The sequence below is a fragment of the Pseudobdellovibrionaceae bacterium genome (assembly GCA_019637875.1).
In the GTDB taxonomy this organism is placed as follows: domain Bacteria; phylum Bdellovibrionota; class Bdellovibrionia; order Bdellovibrionales; family Bdellovibrionaceae; genus JAHBUW01.
Genome location: JAHBUW010000013.1, coordinates 77,939 through 95,684, shown reverse-complemented (window position 1 = coordinate 95,684; position 17,746 = coordinate 77,939). Strand labels below are relative to the sequence as shown.

The 17,746-nt window shown below is 56.7% G+C and carries 17 protein-coding genes and 1 tRNA gene; 2 read left to right on the top strand and 16 right to left on the bottom strand.

Annotation, left to right across the window (positions count from 1 at the left end; translation table 11 throughout):
* Positions 1-5: 5 nt before the first annotated feature.
* From KF767_15670 to KF767_15640, 7 genes are all read right to left on the bottom strand, one after another.
* Positions 6-1,106, bottom strand: coding sequence for a hypothetical protein (locus KF767_15670; protein MBX3019325.1), 1,101 nt, complete (start codon positions 1,104-1,106; stop codon positions 6-8).
* The gene (locus KF767_15665) at positions 1,015-1,416 is read right to left on the bottom strand and encodes a hypothetical protein (protein ID MBX3019324.1); all 402 of its coding nucleotides are present in this window, start codon (positions 1,414-1,416) and stop codon (positions 1,015-1,017) included. Before KF767_15665 ends, KF767_15670 begins: the two co-directional genes overlap by 92 nt.
* Positions 1,409-1,981 carry a hypothetical protein gene (locus tag KF767_15660; GenBank protein MBX3019323.1) on the bottom strand — a complete coding sequence of 191 codons (573 nt, stop codon included), beginning with the start codon at positions 1,979-1,981 and terminating at the stop codon, positions 1,409-1,411. The genes KF767_15665 and KF767_15660 overlap by 8 nt, the downstream gene beginning before the upstream one ends.
* Before the next feature lie 90 nt (positions 1,982-2,071).
* Positions 2,072-2,161, bottom strand: a tRNA-Ser gene (locus KF767_15655).
* Positions 2,162-2,203: 42 nt separating this feature from the next.
* Positions 2,204-3,502, bottom strand: coding sequence for a serine--tRNA ligase (gene serS, locus KF767_15650; protein MBX3019322.1), 1,299 nt, complete (start codon positions 3,500-3,502; stop codon positions 2,204-2,206).
* Positions 3,503-3,518: 16 nt separating this feature from the next.
* Entirely contained in the window at positions 3,519-3,827 is a 309-nt protein-coding gene (locus tag KF767_15645) for a hypothetical protein (protein MBX3019321.1), read from the bottom strand.
* Between the two features lie 56 nt (positions 3,828-3,883).
* Complete coding sequence (locus tag KF767_15640; GenBank protein ID MBX3019320.1) at positions 3,884-6,841, bottom strand: tetratricopeptide repeat protein; 2,958 nt, start codon at positions 6,839-6,841, stop codon at positions 3,884-3,886.
* A 207-nt stretch (positions 6,842-7,048) separates the two neighbouring features.
* Here KF767_15640 and KF767_15635 point away from each other — a divergent pair, with 207 nt between their 5' ends.
* A complete protein-coding gene (locus KF767_15635; protein ID MBX3019319.1) occupies positions 7,049-7,477 on the top strand; it encodes a hypothetical protein in 429 nt (142 codons plus the stop codon).
* A gap of 222 nt (positions 7,478-7,699) precedes the next feature.
* Here KF767_15635 and KF767_15630 read toward each other — a convergent pair whose 3' ends face one another.
* From KF767_15630 to rho, 6 genes are all read right to left on the bottom strand, one after another.
* Positions 7,700-8,092, bottom strand: coding sequence for a hypothetical protein (locus KF767_15630; GenBank protein ID MBX3019318.1), 393 nt, complete (start codon positions 8,090-8,092; stop codon positions 7,700-7,702).
* Positions 8,093-8,160: 68 nt separating this feature from the next.
* Entirely contained in the window at positions 8,161-9,414 is a 1,254-nt protein-coding gene (gene murA / locus KF767_15625) for a UDP-N-acetylglucosamine 1-carboxyvinyltransferase (protein MBX3019317.1), read from the bottom strand.
* Positions 9,415-9,427: 13 nt separating this feature from the next.
* Complete coding sequence (locus KF767_15620; protein ID MBX3019316.1) at positions 9,428-10,411, bottom strand: peptide chain release factor N(5)-glutamine methyltransferase; 984 nt, start codon at positions 10,409-10,411, stop codon at positions 9,428-9,430.
* A 17-nt stretch (positions 10,412-10,428) separates the two neighbouring features.
* Entirely contained in the window at positions 10,429-11,499 is a 1,071-nt protein-coding gene (gene prfA / locus KF767_15615) for a peptide chain release factor 1 (protein ID MBX3019315.1), read from the bottom strand.
* A 108-nt stretch (positions 11,500-11,607) separates the two neighbouring features.
* A complete protein-coding gene (locus KF767_15610) occupies positions 11,608-11,850 on the bottom strand; it encodes a type B 50S ribosomal protein L31 (GenBank protein MBX3019314.1) in 243 nt (80 codons plus the stop codon).
* 127 nt (positions 11,851-11,977) lie between these two features.
* Entirely contained in the window at positions 11,978-13,246 is a 1,269-nt protein-coding gene (gene rho / locus KF767_15605) for a transcription termination factor Rho (GenBank protein ID MBX3019313.1), read from the bottom strand.
* A 1,012-nt stretch (positions 13,247-14,258) separates the two neighbouring features.
* Here rho and KF767_15600 point away from each other — a divergent pair.
* A complete protein-coding gene (locus KF767_15600) occupies positions 14,259-14,624 on the top strand; it encodes a PilZ domain-containing protein (GenBank protein MBX3019312.1) in 366 nt (121 codons plus the stop codon).
* A 125-nt stretch (positions 14,625-14,749) separates the two neighbouring features.
* Here the strand turns inward: KF767_15600 and KF767_15595 are convergent, their stop codons facing one another.
* The 3 genes from KF767_15595 to KF767_15585 form a co-directional block, all read right to left on the bottom strand.
* Positions 14,750-16,192 carry a hypothetical protein gene (locus KF767_15595; GenBank protein MBX3019311.1) on the bottom strand — a complete coding sequence of 481 codons (1,443 nt, stop codon included), beginning with the start codon at positions 16,190-16,192 and terminating at the stop codon, positions 14,750-14,752.
* Positions 16,193-16,330: 138 nt separating this feature from the next.
* Positions 16,331-16,798, bottom strand: coding sequence for a DUF192 domain-containing protein (locus KF767_15590; protein ID MBX3019310.1), 468 nt, complete (start codon positions 16,796-16,798; stop codon positions 16,331-16,333).
* Position 16,799: 1 nt separating this feature from the next.
* Positions 16,800-17,741: a Ppx/GppA family phosphatase gene (locus KF767_15585; protein MBX3019309.1), complete on the bottom strand. Its 942-nt coding sequence runs from the start codon at positions 17,739-17,741 to the stop codon at positions 16,800-16,802.
* Positions 17,742-17,746: the final 5 nt, after the last annotated feature.

Sequence of the window (17,746 nt, the reverse complement as noted above, 5' to 3'; positions counted from 1 at the left end):
TGCCGTTACGACGCTCGTTTGAGAGCTTCCGTCAAAGCGCTGACTTCCGATGCCCGATCCCGCAGAACTTGCGACGTGGTTTCCGAGCTTTTCACCATCGTTTTCTGATTGTCCGAAATCTCGTCCAAGCTTCCGATCGCGCGCTGAACCTCTGAAACGCCCTTCGCCTGCTCGTCGCTGGCCCGCAGAATCCCGTCGAAACGCTCTTGAAGATGTTGGATGTGGTGATTGATCTCTTCAAGCCGCCGCAAACAAGCTTCCGAGGACGCCCGGACCGAGCTCACTCGCGCTTCGTTACCGGCGACGATCCTCTGCATCTTCGCGGCGGAGCTGGTCACCAGCTCCTGCACCTTGGTCACGCTCGCCTCGACATTTTCGCCGATCTCGTCGGCCGCCTGACCGCTCATGCGCGCCAGGTTTCCGACTTCCGTCGCGACCACCGCGAACCCTTGGCCGTGCGTACCCGCGCGTGCCGCTTCGACGGACGCATTGAACGACAACAGTTCCGTCTTGAACACGATTTCGTTAATCACCTTGGTTCTCGCGCCGACGGAACCGATGATCTTCGTGATCTCTTGAAGCTGAACGTTGCTGTCGGTCAAATCGACGGCCGTTTGCTCGGCCTGCTCCGCCAAAGCACGAATCTGCTCCGCCATTTCCGCGATTTCTTTCCGGCCGTTGCGCGCCGCTTGGATGCTGTCCTCAACGACTTTTTGCGATTCACGGGCCGCATTCAGATTCGCCTCCACCATGGAGGAAATCTCATCCATCGCCGAGACCGTAGTGCGGATCGTTTCCCCCTGATCATGAACGGCGTGGGAAATCTTCGTCGAGTTTTCCGCCGTGATCCCCGAGACCCTCTCGAGATCCTCGGCGACGCCATCGAGGTCATTCAGAATGCGACCTTGCACCACCACGAGTTTCTTGAACCGGAAAGCCACATAAGTCGCGGGAACGGTTTCCACCACGACGAACAGCGCATGCAGTAATACGATGCCGATCCCGGCGTCGTAATTAAAAACACTGGAGGGCAGTAAAAAGAAAAACGACAAGTGATGCACGGCGATCGTCCCGGCCGCGGCCAGGATCGCCAGAGGTTCCGCCATCAAGGTCAGGACACACAGAAAGACAAAAACGTGAAAATGGCATTCGATCATGCCTTTCCCGAGATGGATCATTCAGTCCGCTGAACATCATGCTCGACATCCCCAGCAGGATCGAGGTCAGGACCGATCCGCGCGAGTTCATCCAGCTCAGTGTGGGCCCGGCCAGGATCGCCAATGACCATCCCAAGGCCTGAAAGAAGCTGGTCCCGCTCATGACCGCGGTCAAAAGCATGACTGGAATGTTCAAAGCCATCACGGCCAGCATGACCGTGTTGCTCTTCTGATAAAACGGAAGTTCGGCGTTATTCATATTTCATTTTCCATGGATCGAGTTGTGCTTTACGCAATTTTCCGTTCGCGCACCCGTAGAGCGGGTAGCTCCGCTCCACGGCCGCTCCGCCTTTCCGGGCGAGGCTTTCCCACAGTGTGAGGTCTTCGTAACGCGAGTTATGGCGTTGATCTTCGTTGTATCCGCCTTGGTACAGGGTCTCCCCCGCTGCGGAAATCAAAAGCCGGGGCACGCTCTCCAGCTGGTACCGGGAAAGGGCCTCGTCTTCGCTGAGCACTTCCACTTGAAAGCCGCGTTCGCTCAGTCGCGAAGCCCACGGTTCGCCGGGCCCCACGATGTGCACGACCTCATTCACCTGCGAACCGCGACCTTCAAGGTACTTCAAAACCTTCTCGGAGCATCCGCACGTCGTGCCCAAGAAGTGATCCATCCGCGGCGCGGAGTCCGACGCAAGACCGGTCAACGGCCGCGCCAAAAAAGGAAAGTAATGCGCGCCGGAAACCTGCGCGAGCGGAATGATCAGCGCGCTCGCCCACAAGAGGGTCAGCGCCGCCAGCGCCGAGGTCGGCAATCGGATCTTGCTCATGAAGAACCTATCGGATTTCGCTTAGAAACCCTTAATCGCACTTTCATTATGTACTGATGTTTGCGTATTGAAATGAGACAAAGGCTGAGGTGGCGGACAGTGAGGGATTCGAACCCTCGAAGCCCGTGAGGGCTTGCCAGTTTTCAAGACTGGTGTATTCAACCGCTCTACCAACTGTCCGGGATCAGTTCTAGACACTTTGATCCCGGCGAGCAAGGGGATTTACCCCGAAATCTGAGTCAATCCACCCATATAGGGCTGAAGCACTTTCGGTACGCGCACGCTGCCATCCTCGTTTTGGTAGTTCTCGAGAATCGCCACGAGCGTACGTCCCACGGCCAAACCGCTGCCGTTCAACGTATGCACGAATTGCGGCTTACCGCCACCTTCGGGACGGAAGCGGATGTTCGCCCGACGCGATTGGAAGTCTTCGAAATTCGTGCACGAGCTGATCTCGCGGTAGGTCTGTGCGCCGGCCATCCAGACTTCCAGATCGTAGGTCTTCGCGGCGCCAAAGCCGATGTCGCCCGAACAAAGCGCCAAACGTTTGAACGGAAGCTCCAGCTGCTTCAGGCACTCTTCCGCATGACCGGTCAACTGTTCGTGGACGTCGTAAGACTTCGCGGGATGCGCAAAGGTCATCAGCTCCACTTTGTGGAACTGGTGCTGACGGATCAACCCGCGCGTGTCGCGACCCGCCGCCCCCGCTTCGCTACGGAAACACGGCGAGTAGGCACAGAACGACAACGGCAGTTCGCTTTCTTCCAAAATTTCTTCGCGGTAGTAGTTCGTCACCGGGACTTCCGCCGTCGGGATCAAGAAGTAATCCGTCCCCCCCAAGTGGAAGACGTCTTCTTGGAACTTCGGGAATTGACCGGTTCCGACGAAACTCGCCGAGTTCGCCATATAGGGCGGAATCATCTCGGTGTAACCGTGGCGATTCGAATGCAAATCCATGAAGAACTGAATCAGCGCGCGCTCCATCTGCGCCCCGCGCCCCTTCAGGAATGTGAAGCGCGATCCCGTCACTTTACCCGCGCGCTCGAAATCCAAAATCCCCAGCTTCTCGCCAAGGACGGCGTGGTCCTTCGCCTGAAAACCCATCTTCGCGGGCTCACCCCAGACACTGACGACGACATTCTGCTCGGCCGACGAACCGACCGGCACCGATGCATGCAGCATATTCGGCAGCGTGAGCGCGATCTCGGTGACGTGCGCGTCCACCGCCGCAGCCTGCGCCTCGAGTTCTTTGGTTTCTTTCGAAAGACGGCCCATCTCTTCGAGCAGCGACGAAACGTCTTTGCCTTCTTTTTTGAGCTTCGGCACTTCGGCGCTGACCTTGTTCTGGTGCGCTTTCGAAGTTTCCGCTTTGGTGATGAACTCTTTGCGCTCGCGATTGAGCGCGAGCAGCTTGTCGAGCACGTCCGTCGAAGCACCGCGATTCTTCAGGCATTCGCGGTACTGGTCGGCAAAAGAGGGGCCGTTCTCGGCTTTACGATCGAGGAGCTTAATATCAATCATGTGGTTCGTCCTTCGCTTAAGGAGCCAGCATGATATACATTTTCAGGGACAAGCCGACAAGCACGCAGATCAAATCGAAGACCACGACGTTAAGAATGGTCCACGCGCTAATCCACCGCACAATCAAGCCCGCCGAGACAACAAGCACTAACAGAAACGCCATGTTGCCATAGGCGAAGGCTTCCTGACCGATCAGCGCAAACGTCAAACCGATCATGAAGGCCGAGAAAAGCTTCAGTGACCAACCCAGCAATCCGGTGACCGTGATACGGAAACCCTCTTGCAACTGTTGCGACATATTCGAAACTTTAGCGCCCAAACCCACGTCTCAGCCTCCTGCTTTGACTCAGTATAACGACATTCCGACGGCAGCGTCGAGACCTAATCGCCCGCACCGCCCAAGCGGTTGAGCTGTGATTCGACTCCCGCGCGATCCGGCGCGTTCGGCGATAAGGTCAGATATTTATTGTACGCGGCGGCCGCCGCGCGGAGATCCCCGCGAAGCTCGAACAGCGCGCCCTGCTCACGATAGATTTCGGGCCGACCGGATTCCAGCGTGATCGCGATATCCAGCGAACCCTGGGCCCCGTCGAGGTTCTGGGACTGACGTTGGCACTGCGCCATATTGACGTAGAGTTCCGCACGATTCGCGGTCCTTAAACCCACCGCTTTTTGATACTGATCCGCGCATTCTTTGTAGGCGCCCGTCGCGGAGTGCACCTCTGCCGCCAGCACGTAGGGCTCGGCGAGTCTGGGGTTCTGCGCGGCTTCCTGCATCGCCCAGTCCAGCGCGGCTTTGTAGTCGCCCATTCCGAAATAGGCTTTTCCCAGATAATAACGAACGAGCGGCTTCATCTCGTTCACCGTCAGCGCCCGCTTCAAAAGTGGAAGCGCGTCACCGTAACGATTGGCCGAAATGTAGACCATACCGATGCGCACGAAGGGTTCCGCATCGGAGGGGTCGTAGTAAGCCGCTTCGTAGAAGGCCTTCACCGCCTCACGAATGCTTCCCGCCAAATAGTAACATTCCGCAAGCCCGACGTAGGCGGCTTTCGTTTGCGGCTTCCACTCGATCACGGTTTTGAATTCCTGCTCGGCATTCGCGCAGCGGCCCGTATCGCGGTAAAGCTCCGCGATGGCGAGCGGATATTCCACGTTGCGCGAAAACTGCTGACGCTGATCGCGCAAATACGTGATCGCGGCATCAAGGCCTTTGAACGGCGCCAGCGTCCGTCCGTACACGATGTGGGCCTCGACATTCGAGCGATCAAGCTCCAAAGCGCGCGTCGCAAAATTCAAAGCTTGCTGGTAGTCCTGATCCTGCAAATACGTCTTTGCCAAAAGGATCAAGGTTTCAATGTCGCCTTCGTAGCCCTTCAGCGCGCGGGTCAAATACCCGATCGCCGCTTTGTTACGAAGCTGACGGAACGACAGCAATCCGTAACCGCGCAAAATTTCGTAGTGGTTCGGAAAACGTTGCGCGGCTTGATTAAGAATCGCTTCCGCGCGGCGGAAATCGTAAGCCTCTGAATAGTAGTCCGCGAGCAGCAAATAGGGAGTCGTGAATTTGGGATCGGCTTTGATCGCTTTCAGCAGCCAATTGATCGCTTCGCGCGGACGATTCAACTGCTTCAAACACTTGCCCGCTTTCATCGCCGCCGGCGCATTTTGCGGGTCCGCTTCGAAAGCCGATTTGTAAAGACCCTGCGCCATCAGACAGTCGCCTTCACGTTCGTGCTGATCGCCTTCGAGAACGAGCGTATTGTTGCGCGCTGCCGAGTCCGACAATTTCACGTTCCCGCCCAACTCCACGACGAGGTTCTTCGTCATGCTGTCGGCGGGATTCAAATCGTAGGCTTTTTCGGCGTACTTCAACGCCTCGGCAAGATCGCGGCGTTCCGCGTAGATCTTCGCGAGCGTGAAGTTCGCGCGGGATTCGAGGTTGCGCGTGACGATCCCGCGCGCGTTGAGCGCGCCCGTAATATAGTTCAAGGCCTTATCAGCCTGCCGGAACTGCGTGTAATTCATGATCCCGAACTCAATCAGTGACGGCTTGTGATTGGGATTCAGCTTCAACGTTTTCTCGAAAGCTTGCGCGGCATCTTGCGGCCGTCCCGCCTGCATCAGAAAGCGGGCTTGCAGGTAGTACATCTTCACCCAGTAGGGTACGCGCTGTTGGATGTTCTGCGTGTAGGCCGCCGCGGTCGACAGATCGATGCGCGTCCCCCCGTCCTCTCGAACGGTGGCCAACAGCTCGGCACGGAACGACATCATGATCGGATCTTCCGAGAACCGGTGCGCCAAGCGCCCCTTGCTTTCCATTTCGCGCAGATACTCGATGTTGTCGCGGTCCCAAACTTCCAAGAAGTATCCGACGACGCCGACCGCTTCGTTGGTCCGTCCCTGAATCAAGAGCTGCGTGACCTCACAGTAAGCGCCGGCGGGGCCCGTGGGATCAAGGGCGCGGGTCGACTTATAAAGCTTCTTCACGATTTCGAGTTCGGCGTTCGCCTGTTTCACGTAGGGCCAGAGCTCGCGGTAAACCTGGCAAAGCAGTCCGCGCGCGGGCATGTACTGCGGCACCGCTTCGATCAAGGTCACCAGCTGCGCCTGCGACAACAAGTAGCCCTCGACCGTGTCGGCCCAGAAATAAGTGCGTGCTTTGTTGAAGGCCGCATCCACCATGCGTTCGTCGAACTGCGCGACCGGGGGTCGATTGAGATTCGGCAAAATCAATTGCAGCTCTTGCGGACCGGGACCGGTGTCGATGAAGAACGCCGCCAACGCCAGAACGACCGCCCCCACCACGAGCGCGATGGGACCTTTCGAGTTCTTACGAATTTCCTCGCGCGCGACTTGTCCCAGATTCGACAGCTCAAGGACGTTACCGTCGGTTTTTTTATCCGCGGCTTTCGTGGACGCACGCACCTGAGGCGCGTTGATAATATCCGGCGCACCCTGTTCATCGCTGGAAACCCCGGGCACCGTCATCTCGTCCTGTTGATTCGCAACCATCGAGCCGCTGATGCGGGTCGCTTCCGCGGACTGCGGCGCTTTCTGAATGATCGTTTCCGAGAAAAAGTTTTCGGCTTGATGATTTGGATTCCCGGCGCCCTTCGCGGGATTGTTCATCGCCTCTAAGATCGCGTCGAAAAACTGCGCCTCTTTACTGAGGGGATGCCAGGTTCCCGTGCCCATCTTTTTAATACGACAGTCCTCATTCGCCGCGCCTTCGCGAATGAGCTTCAACACCGCATCGGATGTGTAGGGACCAATGATCTTGCCGGCCGGCAACATCACGAGCCAGTGCGTCGAATTGTCCGACGGGTTTCGAGCCATAGACCTTGATTTTAACTCGTGTTTTGGGTTCCCCCGAGTCCAATTCCCTCTCGGTTCAACAATGGAACCAAAGTCCAGCTTGGAACCACGTCTAGATCGATTTTGGATCCGGCAAGCGGATCTCATCTCGAATATAAAGGCTTCTCGACTGTCAAACTAGTTGGCACTCCCCTTGCTGTATCGAAAGGAGTCAGGGAGACGCACACAATGAAAAGCAGCATGATGAACATCCTGAAGAACGGCCTCAAGCAACGCAAAGTCCGCAATACTCTGATTGGTCTTTACGTCCTCTTGATCATCGGTCTTTCGGCATCGGCTCGCGCCACTGAAATGCGCATCTTCCCGCAACCCCCGCAGGCTTCGGCAGCCAACCAGCTGCAAAGTTTCGTGGGTGAGATGATCGTGTCCGTCGATGGTCAGACTTACTTGATGACCGAAGACGCGACTTACGAACTCCGCTCCAACCAAGATTTGACCAACTTCAATGGTCAGGTGGTTGAAGTGATTGGATTTGAAATCAAACACAAGGTCGGTCCGGTTTACGAATTTCAGATGGCTAACCCCCTCCAAGCCATCGAAGAGCGTATGCCGGTCGCCCCTGTGGTGATTGTTTATAACGTGAGTATCCTTCAGTAGTGTTTTGCAGCGCGGGTTCAAGTCCCCTCCTGAACCCGCGCAATTCTAAAATTTGAATAAGTCCTTAAAAGCCTCGTCCACCCCCCCTCCAGGATGAGGCTTTTTCTTTTCTGGGAACGACGTTTCCGAAAAGAAAAAAGCCGGCAGGATCCCTGACCGGCTTTTTATTTTTGGGGCTCTCGCAGAACAATCCGCCTTCTAGACATGCGCGGCTTCATCTTCCTAACGCTCAAGGAGTTTAAGCGGTTTCGTCGCGCCGGACTTCACCAGCCAGAGGCTCGTCCTCTCACCGGAGAGGGATCTAGATACGAAGAGGATTTGGAACTCTTCCTTTTCAAACCGAGGCAGCCAGCTTTCGAAAAGGTCTTTGTGGAAGACCTCGGGGATTTCGGATCTCTCGGTAATCAGGATGACGTTCTCGAGGTCGCCTTCGGGCAGCGTCACCGCTTTGAAGGATTCGGGAGTCTTGGGGAACTCGCCGTGCTTGGCTTTGTGGGCGTTGGCGAAGACCCGCACCCGGTTCGCCTGCGCGAAGAGGTGACGATCACCGGATTCAGTGGAGAGCTTCTGCAGGTAGGGCATCGCCATCGCGAGGCCGACGGCGGTCAGAAACATGACCCCCAGAACAATCCACATCCACCGCGGCAAGCGGTTCGACGGTTGGGCCGGGGCCGTCACCGGCATCAGACGCTACCGCCCTGCCGGAGGACTTGCCCGCCCAGGGACGCTAGCTTCGCCTCGAGCTTTTCGTAGCCGCGATCCAAATGGTAGATGCGGTTCACGGTGGTCTCACCCTTCGCCACTAGGCCCGCGAGAACCAGCGACGCGCTCGCGCGCAGATCCGTTGCCATCACCGGCGCACCGCTGAGGCCACCCGGCTTACCGCGCACGACCGCCACACGGGTCTTTGGCGAAATGTCCGCACCCAAACGCGTGAGCTCTTGAACGTGCATGAAGCGGTTCTCGAAAACGGATTCCGAGATCACGCTCGTGCCTTCCGCGACGGTCATCAGCGCCATGAACTGCGCCTGCAAATCCGTGGGGAAGAACGGGTAAGGCTGCGTCGTGATGTCGACGGCCTTCCAGCCCTTTTGCGGATGCACGGTCACCGAATCCGGACCGATCGAAAGTTTAAATCCCGCTTCGCGCAGTTTGAACAGAAGCGAATCGACGTGTTCAGGCACCATTTTCTTCACGGTGACTTCGCCGCCCGTGATGGCGCCCGCGATGATGAGCGTTCCCGCTTCGATCCGGTCGGGCATCACGCTGTATTCCGCGGGCTTCAGCTTTTCGACGCCTTCGATTTCGATGACGCTCGTACCGTAGCCCTTGATCTTCGCGCCCATGGCGTTCAGGTACATCGCCAGATCGACGATTTCGGGCTCTTTCGCCGCGTTCTCTAGAACCGTACGACCCTCGGCCAAAGCGGCCGCCATCATCACGTTCTCGGTACCGCCGACGGTTGAAATTTCGAACAGGAAATGCGCGCCCTTCAGGCGCTTGGCGCGGGCGTGAACGTAACCGTCCTTCAGCTCGATTTCCGCACCCAAGGCCTTCATGCCTTCCAAGTGCAGATCAATGGGGCGCGAACCGATCGCGCAACCACCCGGAAGCGAAACCACGGCCTCGCCGTATTTGGTGAGGAGCGGACCCAAGCACAGGATCGAGGCGCGCATTTTACGAACCAGGTCGTAGTGCGCTTCCATCGATTTCGGCTTCGTCACCTTCAAACGAATCGTGTTTCCGTCACGGGTCATCTCGCATCCGAGAGACTGCAGAAGCTGTCCTGTCGCGATGATGTCATGAAGATCGGGAACGTTATGGAAGATGTGTTCACCTTCCGCGAGCAGGGCCGCGAACAGGAGTTTCAGGGCCGAGTTCTTCGCGCCGCCCGTGGCGACTTCGCCATTCAAAACCGCTCCGCCCTTGACGATCATTTTATCCATAAGTTTATCCTTTGCGGCCGGTCACTACGCGATCAAGTCCGGCCAGATCTTTTTTGAGTTCACAGTCGATGAAATTATTTTTCTGAAATTCCGCCAGAGTGGCGGCGCCCTGATCGGCACCGATCTCCATCGCCAGAAGCCCGCCGGGTTTCAACCAGGCGTAAGCCCGCGGTAGCCACTGCTCGATTTCGTCCATGCCCGATTCCCCGCCGAACAACGCGAGCGAGGGCTCGAAGACTTCCACATTTTTTTCCAAAAGCGGATCGCCCTTCCGGATGTAGGGAGGATTCGCCAGAATCACATCCACGTCGCCATCGAACGAGAGCTCTTGCACCCGCCCCTGGCGCCATTCGCAGCGCTCGGCGACTCCGAGTTTCTCGGCGTTCAATTTCGCTACATCCAGGGCGAGCTCGCTACGATCAACCAAAGTCGCGCGCGCATCCGGGCGCTGCACGATCGTGGCGAGCGCCAGACAACCCGAACCGCATCCCAGATCCATAATGTGGAACTCTTCGGCGGAAGAAGGCTCACTCGTCACGGGTGGTAAGACCGTCGTCGCTCCGGCCTCGACATCCGTTCCCTGAGTCAGCAGGGCCTGCGCGACGGCAACGTCTTGATTGGTCGCCGATTTATTGAGTTTGCGCGCCTTCGGACGCAGCGCCTGCAGATAATCCAGCGCCGTTTCAACCAGCATCTCGGATTCCGGACGCGGGATGAGCACCCGTTTATCCACGAAGAAATCCAGACCGAAGAAACCCTTCTCATTCAAGATGTAGGCGACGGGCTCACCGGCCGCGCGGCGACGCACGAACTCACGGCACTGCGTGACCTCGGTGTCTTTCAAGGGCTGTTCGAATTTCATGTACAGGTCGATACGACGAATACCGAGGGCCTTCGAGATCAGAAGTTCCGCATCAAGACGTGCGGTTTCGATCTTCTTCTCTTTGAAGAATTGGGTCGTCTTCGTCAGGACTTCCTGGATCTTCATCGGCGGCCTCGCGAGAGCTATTGCTGCGTCTGTTGTTTGAGGGCTTCCGCGCGGAAGTGCGCGATCAAGGGATCAATCACGACGTCCACACTGCCCGACATCACATCATGGATCGCATGGGTTGTAAAACCAATCCGGTGATCCGTAATGCGGCTTTGGGGGAAGTTGTAGGTCCGGATACGTTCGGAACGATCACCCGTTCCGATTTGCGCCAGACGCGCATCCGACGCCTCTTTCATCCGTTTCTCTTCGTCCAAAGCGACAAGTTTCGAATACAAAATCTGAAGGGCGATCTCTTTATTCGAGGTCTGCGATTTTCCCTGCTGACAGAAAACGATGATCCCCGTCGGCAAGTGCGTCGCCCGGACGGCCGAGTCCGTCGTATTGACCGATTGCCCACCGGCTCCTTGCGAGCGGGTCACGTCGATACGGATCTCGTTCATATTCAGTTTCACTTCCGAAACTTCCTGCTCGGGAATGATCGCAACGGTAATCGTCGACGTATGAACACGTCCTTGGGTTTCCGTTTTCGGAACACGTTGGACGCGATGAACGCCCGATTCGAATTTCAAACGAGAGTAAACCTGATCACCGCTGATGCTCGCAATGACCTCCTTGAAGCCGCCGACGTTCCCATCGCTCGTCGACATCAGCTGAACGCGCCAGCCGAATTTTCCCGCGTAGTGCGTATAGGCGCGGAAGAGTTCTTCCGCAAACAAACTGGCCTCATCACCACCCGCGCCGGCGCGAATCTCCATGATGATGTTTTTGTCGTCGTTCGGATCCTTCGGCAACAGCAGGATCTTCAGCTCTTCTTCAATTTCGGGAAGCCGACGCTCGATCTCGCGGATCTCTTCTTTCGCCATCGCACGGATTTCTTCGTCGTTCTCGTTCACGAGCTCTTGGTTGTCCGCAAGCTCCTTCACGAGCTTCTTGTACTGACGATAGACGGTGACGACTTTACCGGTTTCGGCGAAGTCCTTCATGAGCGAACGGTATTTGGCCTGATCGCCAGCCACGGCGGGATTCTGCAGCTGCAGATTCACCTGCTCATAGCGGGATTCAACTTCATCAAGTTTGGAAAACATAGATCACCGATGAGACGGCGGCGATGAGGGCCGCCGGAAAACAGGGGCGGACAAATAAAAACGCCCGAGGTTGCACTCGGGCGAAGAGATCTAAATTCAGTGGGGACGCTACTTGCGGCCGTATTTCTTCTTGAAGCGGTCGATGCGGCCTTCAGTATCCATCACACGTTGTTTACCCGTGTAGAAGGGGTGCGATGCGCTCGAGATTTCCACTTTGATCAAGGGGTAGGTCTTACCTTCCCACTCCGTGGTCTCAGCGGATTTTTGAGTGCTCTGACCCAAAAAGGAGAAATCGCTCGAAACGTCTTTGAAAACGACGTCATAAACTTTCGGGTGCAAATCTTTTTTCATCTCGAAATCCTCTATCAATGCCTAAAATAGGTCGCTAAGTCCGCAGGAGTTATCACAAGGGTTAGGGCCTATCAAGGACTTTATCCCCTCGTGAAATCAGTAACTTATCAGCTGCTCGAACGCTGAATTAGCCGCCCATCGCGCTTAAGAACGCGGTGTTCGATTTGGTACCACTAATCTTGTCGGTCAGGAACTCCATGGCGTCGACGACGTTCATGGGTGCCAGAACTTTACGCAGAATCCACAGGCGATTCAGGTCGTTTTTCTCGATCAGCAGATCCTCTTTCCGCGTGCCGGACTTGTTGATGTCCATGCAGGGGAAGATCCGCTTTTCCATGAGCTTACGATCCAAGTGAATCTCGGCGTTACCGGTTCCTTTGAATTCCTCGAAGATGACCTCGTCCATCCGCGAACCGGTGTCGATCAGCGCGGTCGCGATGACCGTGAGCGAGCCACCCTCTTCGATGTTACGGGCCGCGCCGAAGAAACGCTTCGGTTTATGGAGCGCGTTCGAGTCCACCCCCCCCGACAGGATTTTTCCCGACGGCGGGACGACCGTATTGTACGCGCGCGCCAGACGCGTGATCGAATCGAGCAGGATCACGACGTCGTGTTTATGTTCGACCAGACGTTTCGCTTTTTCCAGAACCATTTCCGCGACTTGAACGTGACGCGTGGGCGGTTCATCGAAGGTCGACGAAATGACTTCGCCCTTCACGGAACGAAGCATGTCGGTGACTTCCTCGGGACGCTCATCAATCAGCAGAACGATCAGTTTCACCTCGGGGTGGTTGATCGAGATCGCATTCGCGATGTTTTGCATCAGGACGGTCTTACCGGTGCGCGGAGGCGCCACGATCAATGCGCGCTGACCTTTACCCAAAGGCGCCATCAGATCCACGACGCGAGTCGTGAAGTCCGCAGGGCTGTGCTCGAGCTTCAAACGCTCGTTCGGGTACAAGGGGGTCAAGTTATCGAACAGGATTTTATCTTTGGTGCCTTCGCCCGCTTCGAAGTTGAGCGAGTCCACTTTCAAGAGCGCGAAGTAACGCTCGCCCTCTTTCGGAGGACGAACCGTGCCCGTGATGGTGTCACCCGTCCGCAGGCCGAAACGGCGGATTTGCGAAGGGGAAACGTAGATGTCATCGGGACCCGGAAGGTAGTTGTAATCGGGCGAACGCAGGAAGCCGTAGCCGTCCGGCAGGATCTCCAAGCAACCCGAACCGTAAATGTCGCCCAGGCGAGCCGCGCGTTTCAGAATTTCGAAGACCAGATCCTGACGACGAAGTCCCGCGGCGTTCTCGATTTTGAGTTTGATCGCGAGTTCGTTCAGCTGACCGATGTTCTTCGACTTCAGATCCTTCGACGAGAGCCAGCTCTTTTCCTCGTCCGTCAGATTGATCTGGGAAAGGTCGACGTCAACTTCGGCGGTTTGAATCGGCGGGAGGCCCGAATCGGGCTGGTCGTCGTCGCGGAAGCGGTTGTGACGATCTTGATTGTTGCGGTAGTTGTTGCGGCCGTCATTGCGTCCGCCACCGCCGCCGTGGTTGCCTTTGCCCCCACCTTGATTATTGCGTTTGTCGAAGAAGCGGTTGTTGTTGCCGCGATTCCCGCGGTCGCCACCGCCGCCGCCCTGATGACGGTTGCGGTCTCCGCCGCCTTGTCCGCGGTCTCCGCCACCCTGGCGCTCTTGCCGCTCTTGACGGCCGCCACCTTGGTTCGGATTCCCACCGCCGCCACCTTCTGCGGGCGCGTCCGGAGCGGCCGAGGGGGCTTCGCCACCACCTCGACCTGACTCCTGCGGAGCCGAAGCTTCCGCGCGGGGCGCCTCTTCACGGGGCTGCGGCGCCGGAGCTTCCGCTATCTCGCGGGGCTCGCCGCCGCCTTTTTCAGCGCGCTCTGCTTTGTCCGCCGTGGCGACTTTACGGGTTTTCTTTTTAGTGGTTTCGCCGGTCGCGGCTTTGTCCTCAGACAACTGGGTCTCCTTGATAAGAGGGGCAAACTAGAAAATGAAAATATAAAATTAGATTTGGAATGATTGAATAAGGGATTCTGGTTATCGAAAAGCGCCGAGAGCTCTTCTTACAGTATTCATTTGTTAGGGATTGCGCCTTACCGGCTTTGAATAACTCGGCTCTGAACCTTGGTCGAGATTCATTGTAGACGCTGCGCATAGGTTGTCAATAGATGGCCTAATTCCGACCCCAAATGTGGCCGAAAACGTCGATTGTCTGAACACCCAACGTTCGAATTTGAGGCCTCCGAAGATTGCATAACCATTTGGATTAACTCAATTAATTACAAACTTAAGAGTTTTTCGTGAAAGCGAACTTCGACATTTCTTTGGCTTTCAGTTTTCAAGAAATCCTGCCGATCTTTAGGGCAAGAACGTGAAAGAGGAGGAAGTTGTGCAAGCAGAAAAGTCCCCGGCTCCCCGTACGCCGCTCAATATCGTCGTCGAATTTCGCAAGAGCTACGCTCGTGAAGCCAGCGGCGGTAGCCTGAAAAACATCAGTCTCTCTGGTGCATTCCTTTCCCACCGCGAAAGCGCCCTGCGCGCCGGTGAGAAACTCAATCTGACTTTCCAGGTCAGCGGTCGCGAACGCCAAGTTCAAGCGGTCGTGATTTGGTCGAACTCGGTGGGTTCGGGCGTGAAGTTCATGCCGCAGAACAACCGTGACGTGCAGATCGTCGACGATCTGATCTACTTCGTCGAATCGAAGCGCTCCGGCACACGCGGCATCCTGGATCAGATCTTCAAAAAAGTCGCCTAAGCGACGCTTCCAAAAACCACGTTCATCGAAAGGCTCTCTACGGAGGGCCTTTTTCTTTTTCCCAAAAAAAGAAAACGCGCGCCGAGTTTCCGGGCGCGCGTCGTTCAAATGTCTGACTTTGGAATTTACGTTCCGACTTGAGTATCGCCGAACGCGGCCGCCATCTCACGCTGTTGGCGTTTGCGGCGCATGACCATCACGACCGCCAGAATCACCGCGATTCCACCTGCGGCACCGAGAGCCAGCATCATGTCGTTATCCGAGCTGTCCGCCGAAAGGTCGGGCCGGTTTTGCGCCATGTTGTTCTCCGGAGGCGGAGGAGGGGGCGGCGGCGGCGGCGGAGGCATCATGTCGGGCGGAGGCATCTCGTTCATGCCCGCCATTCCCGCGTCGGGACCCGCATCCGGCGGCGGCAACATATTGTCCGGCGGCGGCGGTACATCGGCCATCTGATCCGGAGGCATTCCCATATCAGGAGCCGGAGGCATCCCCATGTCCGCACCGGGCATTCCCATATCCGGCGCCGGCGGCATACCCGAATCCATGTCGGGAGCGGGAGGCATCGGAGTTTCCGGAACCGGCGGCGTATTTTGCGCCATCGTGGGAGGAGCCAGTTCGCTGTCCGAATCCGAGTAGTATTTCAATTCGGTGCCGGCGGGGACCTTCGACTTCGACTCGACCGAGTTCGAAGCCCAAACTTCTTTCCACGCGCCATCGAAGCCCAACAAGCTCTTCGAGACTTTCTTCAGATCATCGCCTTCGTTCGCCAGATAGACTTTCGGCTGGATGCCCGCGTCTTCGTAGTAAACCTTCATGACCGAGTTGTCGGTGGGACGATTCGGGGAATTGTAGTAAATGGGATCACCCACGCGCGGCATGGTGTCCGGATTCACATTCTTCAGCTCTTTCGTTTTCTTTCCGTCCTGATAAATCATCTTCGCGACTTTCGAGAAGGTGTCGCCGGGACGGGCGAAGTAGACCGCGTTCAAAAGCACACCATCGCGTTCGAATGGGGCTCCTTCGACCTTCTTCACGGGAATGACGGGATAGCTGCGTCCGCCGCCACCACCACCGGTACTCGCACTGCTCGAGCCCGAATCATACGAAGAGGATGTGTCCATCGCCGGAGGAGGTTCCGAAACGGGGGGAGTTTCCGACATCGGGGGAGTCTCGGTCACGGTTGCGGTGTCCGTAGAACCGCTATCCGCGAAGGCCGTATCCGAACCCATATCGCTTTCCGAGAAGCCACCGTCGCCGGGGGGAGTTTCCGCGACCGCGCCGCCATCGTCACTCAGGGCGTCTTCCGAGAAGCCTTCGTCGCCACCGCTTGCGCCAGCATCCGCCATCGCGTCACCGCCGTCCGCGGGAGCTTCCTCGAAGGACTCCTCACCCGACGTGGAATCTTCGGCGACCGCATCACCGTCCAATCCCTCGACGTCTTCGAGCGATTCCTCTCCACTCATGGATTCTTCGGCCGCGGCTTCGTCGTCCCTCGAATCATTCGAGGTACAAGCGCCCATATGAAAGGCGACGACAACACTCAGTAGCAACGCAAGGCGTTTATTCATAAAACTCTTCCTTGAAGTTTTAACGAGACCTTCTGTCTCTTTGGTCCATCATAGACATAAAAAATTCATGATGCAAAGACCTATGCCAGGATCAAAAGGTCCAGTCCGGTGCGAAAGCTAGACGGAAGTCCCCGCGATTTACGGGCGTTTCCGGGGAGTTTTGGTGTCGCTCAGACCCTCGAACTTCGCGCCAACTTTGATGGAATTTTTGAGGAACCAACCCCGATTCATCTCGAGCGCATACTTCGCAGGCTTCGCGCTCACATAAGACGGTGGAGTCGTGACCATTTCAGATTTCACGGCCTCCATGTCCTGAATATCCACCAGGATTTTGTCTTCGTCGAAGAAACCGATACTCAAAGGAATGAAGGTGTTCTTCATCCAAAACGACCGCGTATCGACGTCGGGAAAAATGAAAATCATGCCGTCATTTTCACCCATCTGCGTGCGGTACATCAGGCCATGCGCGAGCTGCTCGTTGGAACGTGCGACCTCGACCGTGATGGTCTTGCCACCCAGTTTGATTTTTTCTTTCGGGAATTTGATTTCCGCGTGGGCGAAGGTCGAGGTCAGGACAATCGAAATCAGGCCAATCCAAAAACGCATCTTACCCCCGTGTCAGCGCGACGAATGCCACGCCAAAGCGTACTCCGCGAGTCGAGACTTGCAAGCTCGGTCGCGCGAAAAAGGTCATCGCTTCACTTAAAATGAGAAGCCCCAACACCAAGACATCGGCCCGGCCCGGGGAAACTTGGAACTGCTCGTGAATTTGCGTGGGGGTCAGAGGAGCCAGTCGACGAACCCACTCTTCTATTCTTTCACGCGTGAAAGTGAAGCCGTCGATTTTCGCCGGATCGAAAGCCCCAAGTTCCATGCGCGCGAGTTCCGTCGGGGTCCCGGCGACCGCGAGGATATTTTGGACGCTCATGTCCGTCGCTTCGTCGCTCAATCCGACTTTCGCCGGAAGTGAGCGTAGCTCTTCCTGGATTCTGGCGCGCGCTTCGCGCTCAAGATCGACCGTCAGCGTTTCGCGATAACCCAAACGTTCTTTCAAACGAACGCAACCCAGGTCCAGGCTGTGTCCCCAGCCCATCTCGGTGCCGACACCACGAATGAACTCCGTGGAACCCCCGCCGATGTCGATGACGAGGGTCGGGGTGTCGCTGGCGCCGCCGCTCGTCGCGCCCGCGTAGGTGATCTGCGCTTCTTGGGAGCCGGGGATGACTTCGATCGGAATGCCGTACTTTCGCCCCAGATCGAAAAGCGCGTCGGCGTTTTCGACATCGCGCGCGGCTGAAGTCGCCATCGCCAAAATTCGGTCCGGTTGAAATTTCTGAATCGTTTCTTGAAACTCCGCGAGCGCGGTTTCCGCCCGCGCGAGGGCGTCGGGATGGAAGCGCCGGTTACGATCGACATCTTGCCCCAGTCGCACCATACGCACTTCATCACTCAGGATTCGGCTGAGTCGCGGACTTCCGTCCACAAGTTCACCTTCCGCAATCAAACACAAAAAAGTATTCGATCCTAAATCCAAAGCGGCGATGCGCATAGGCA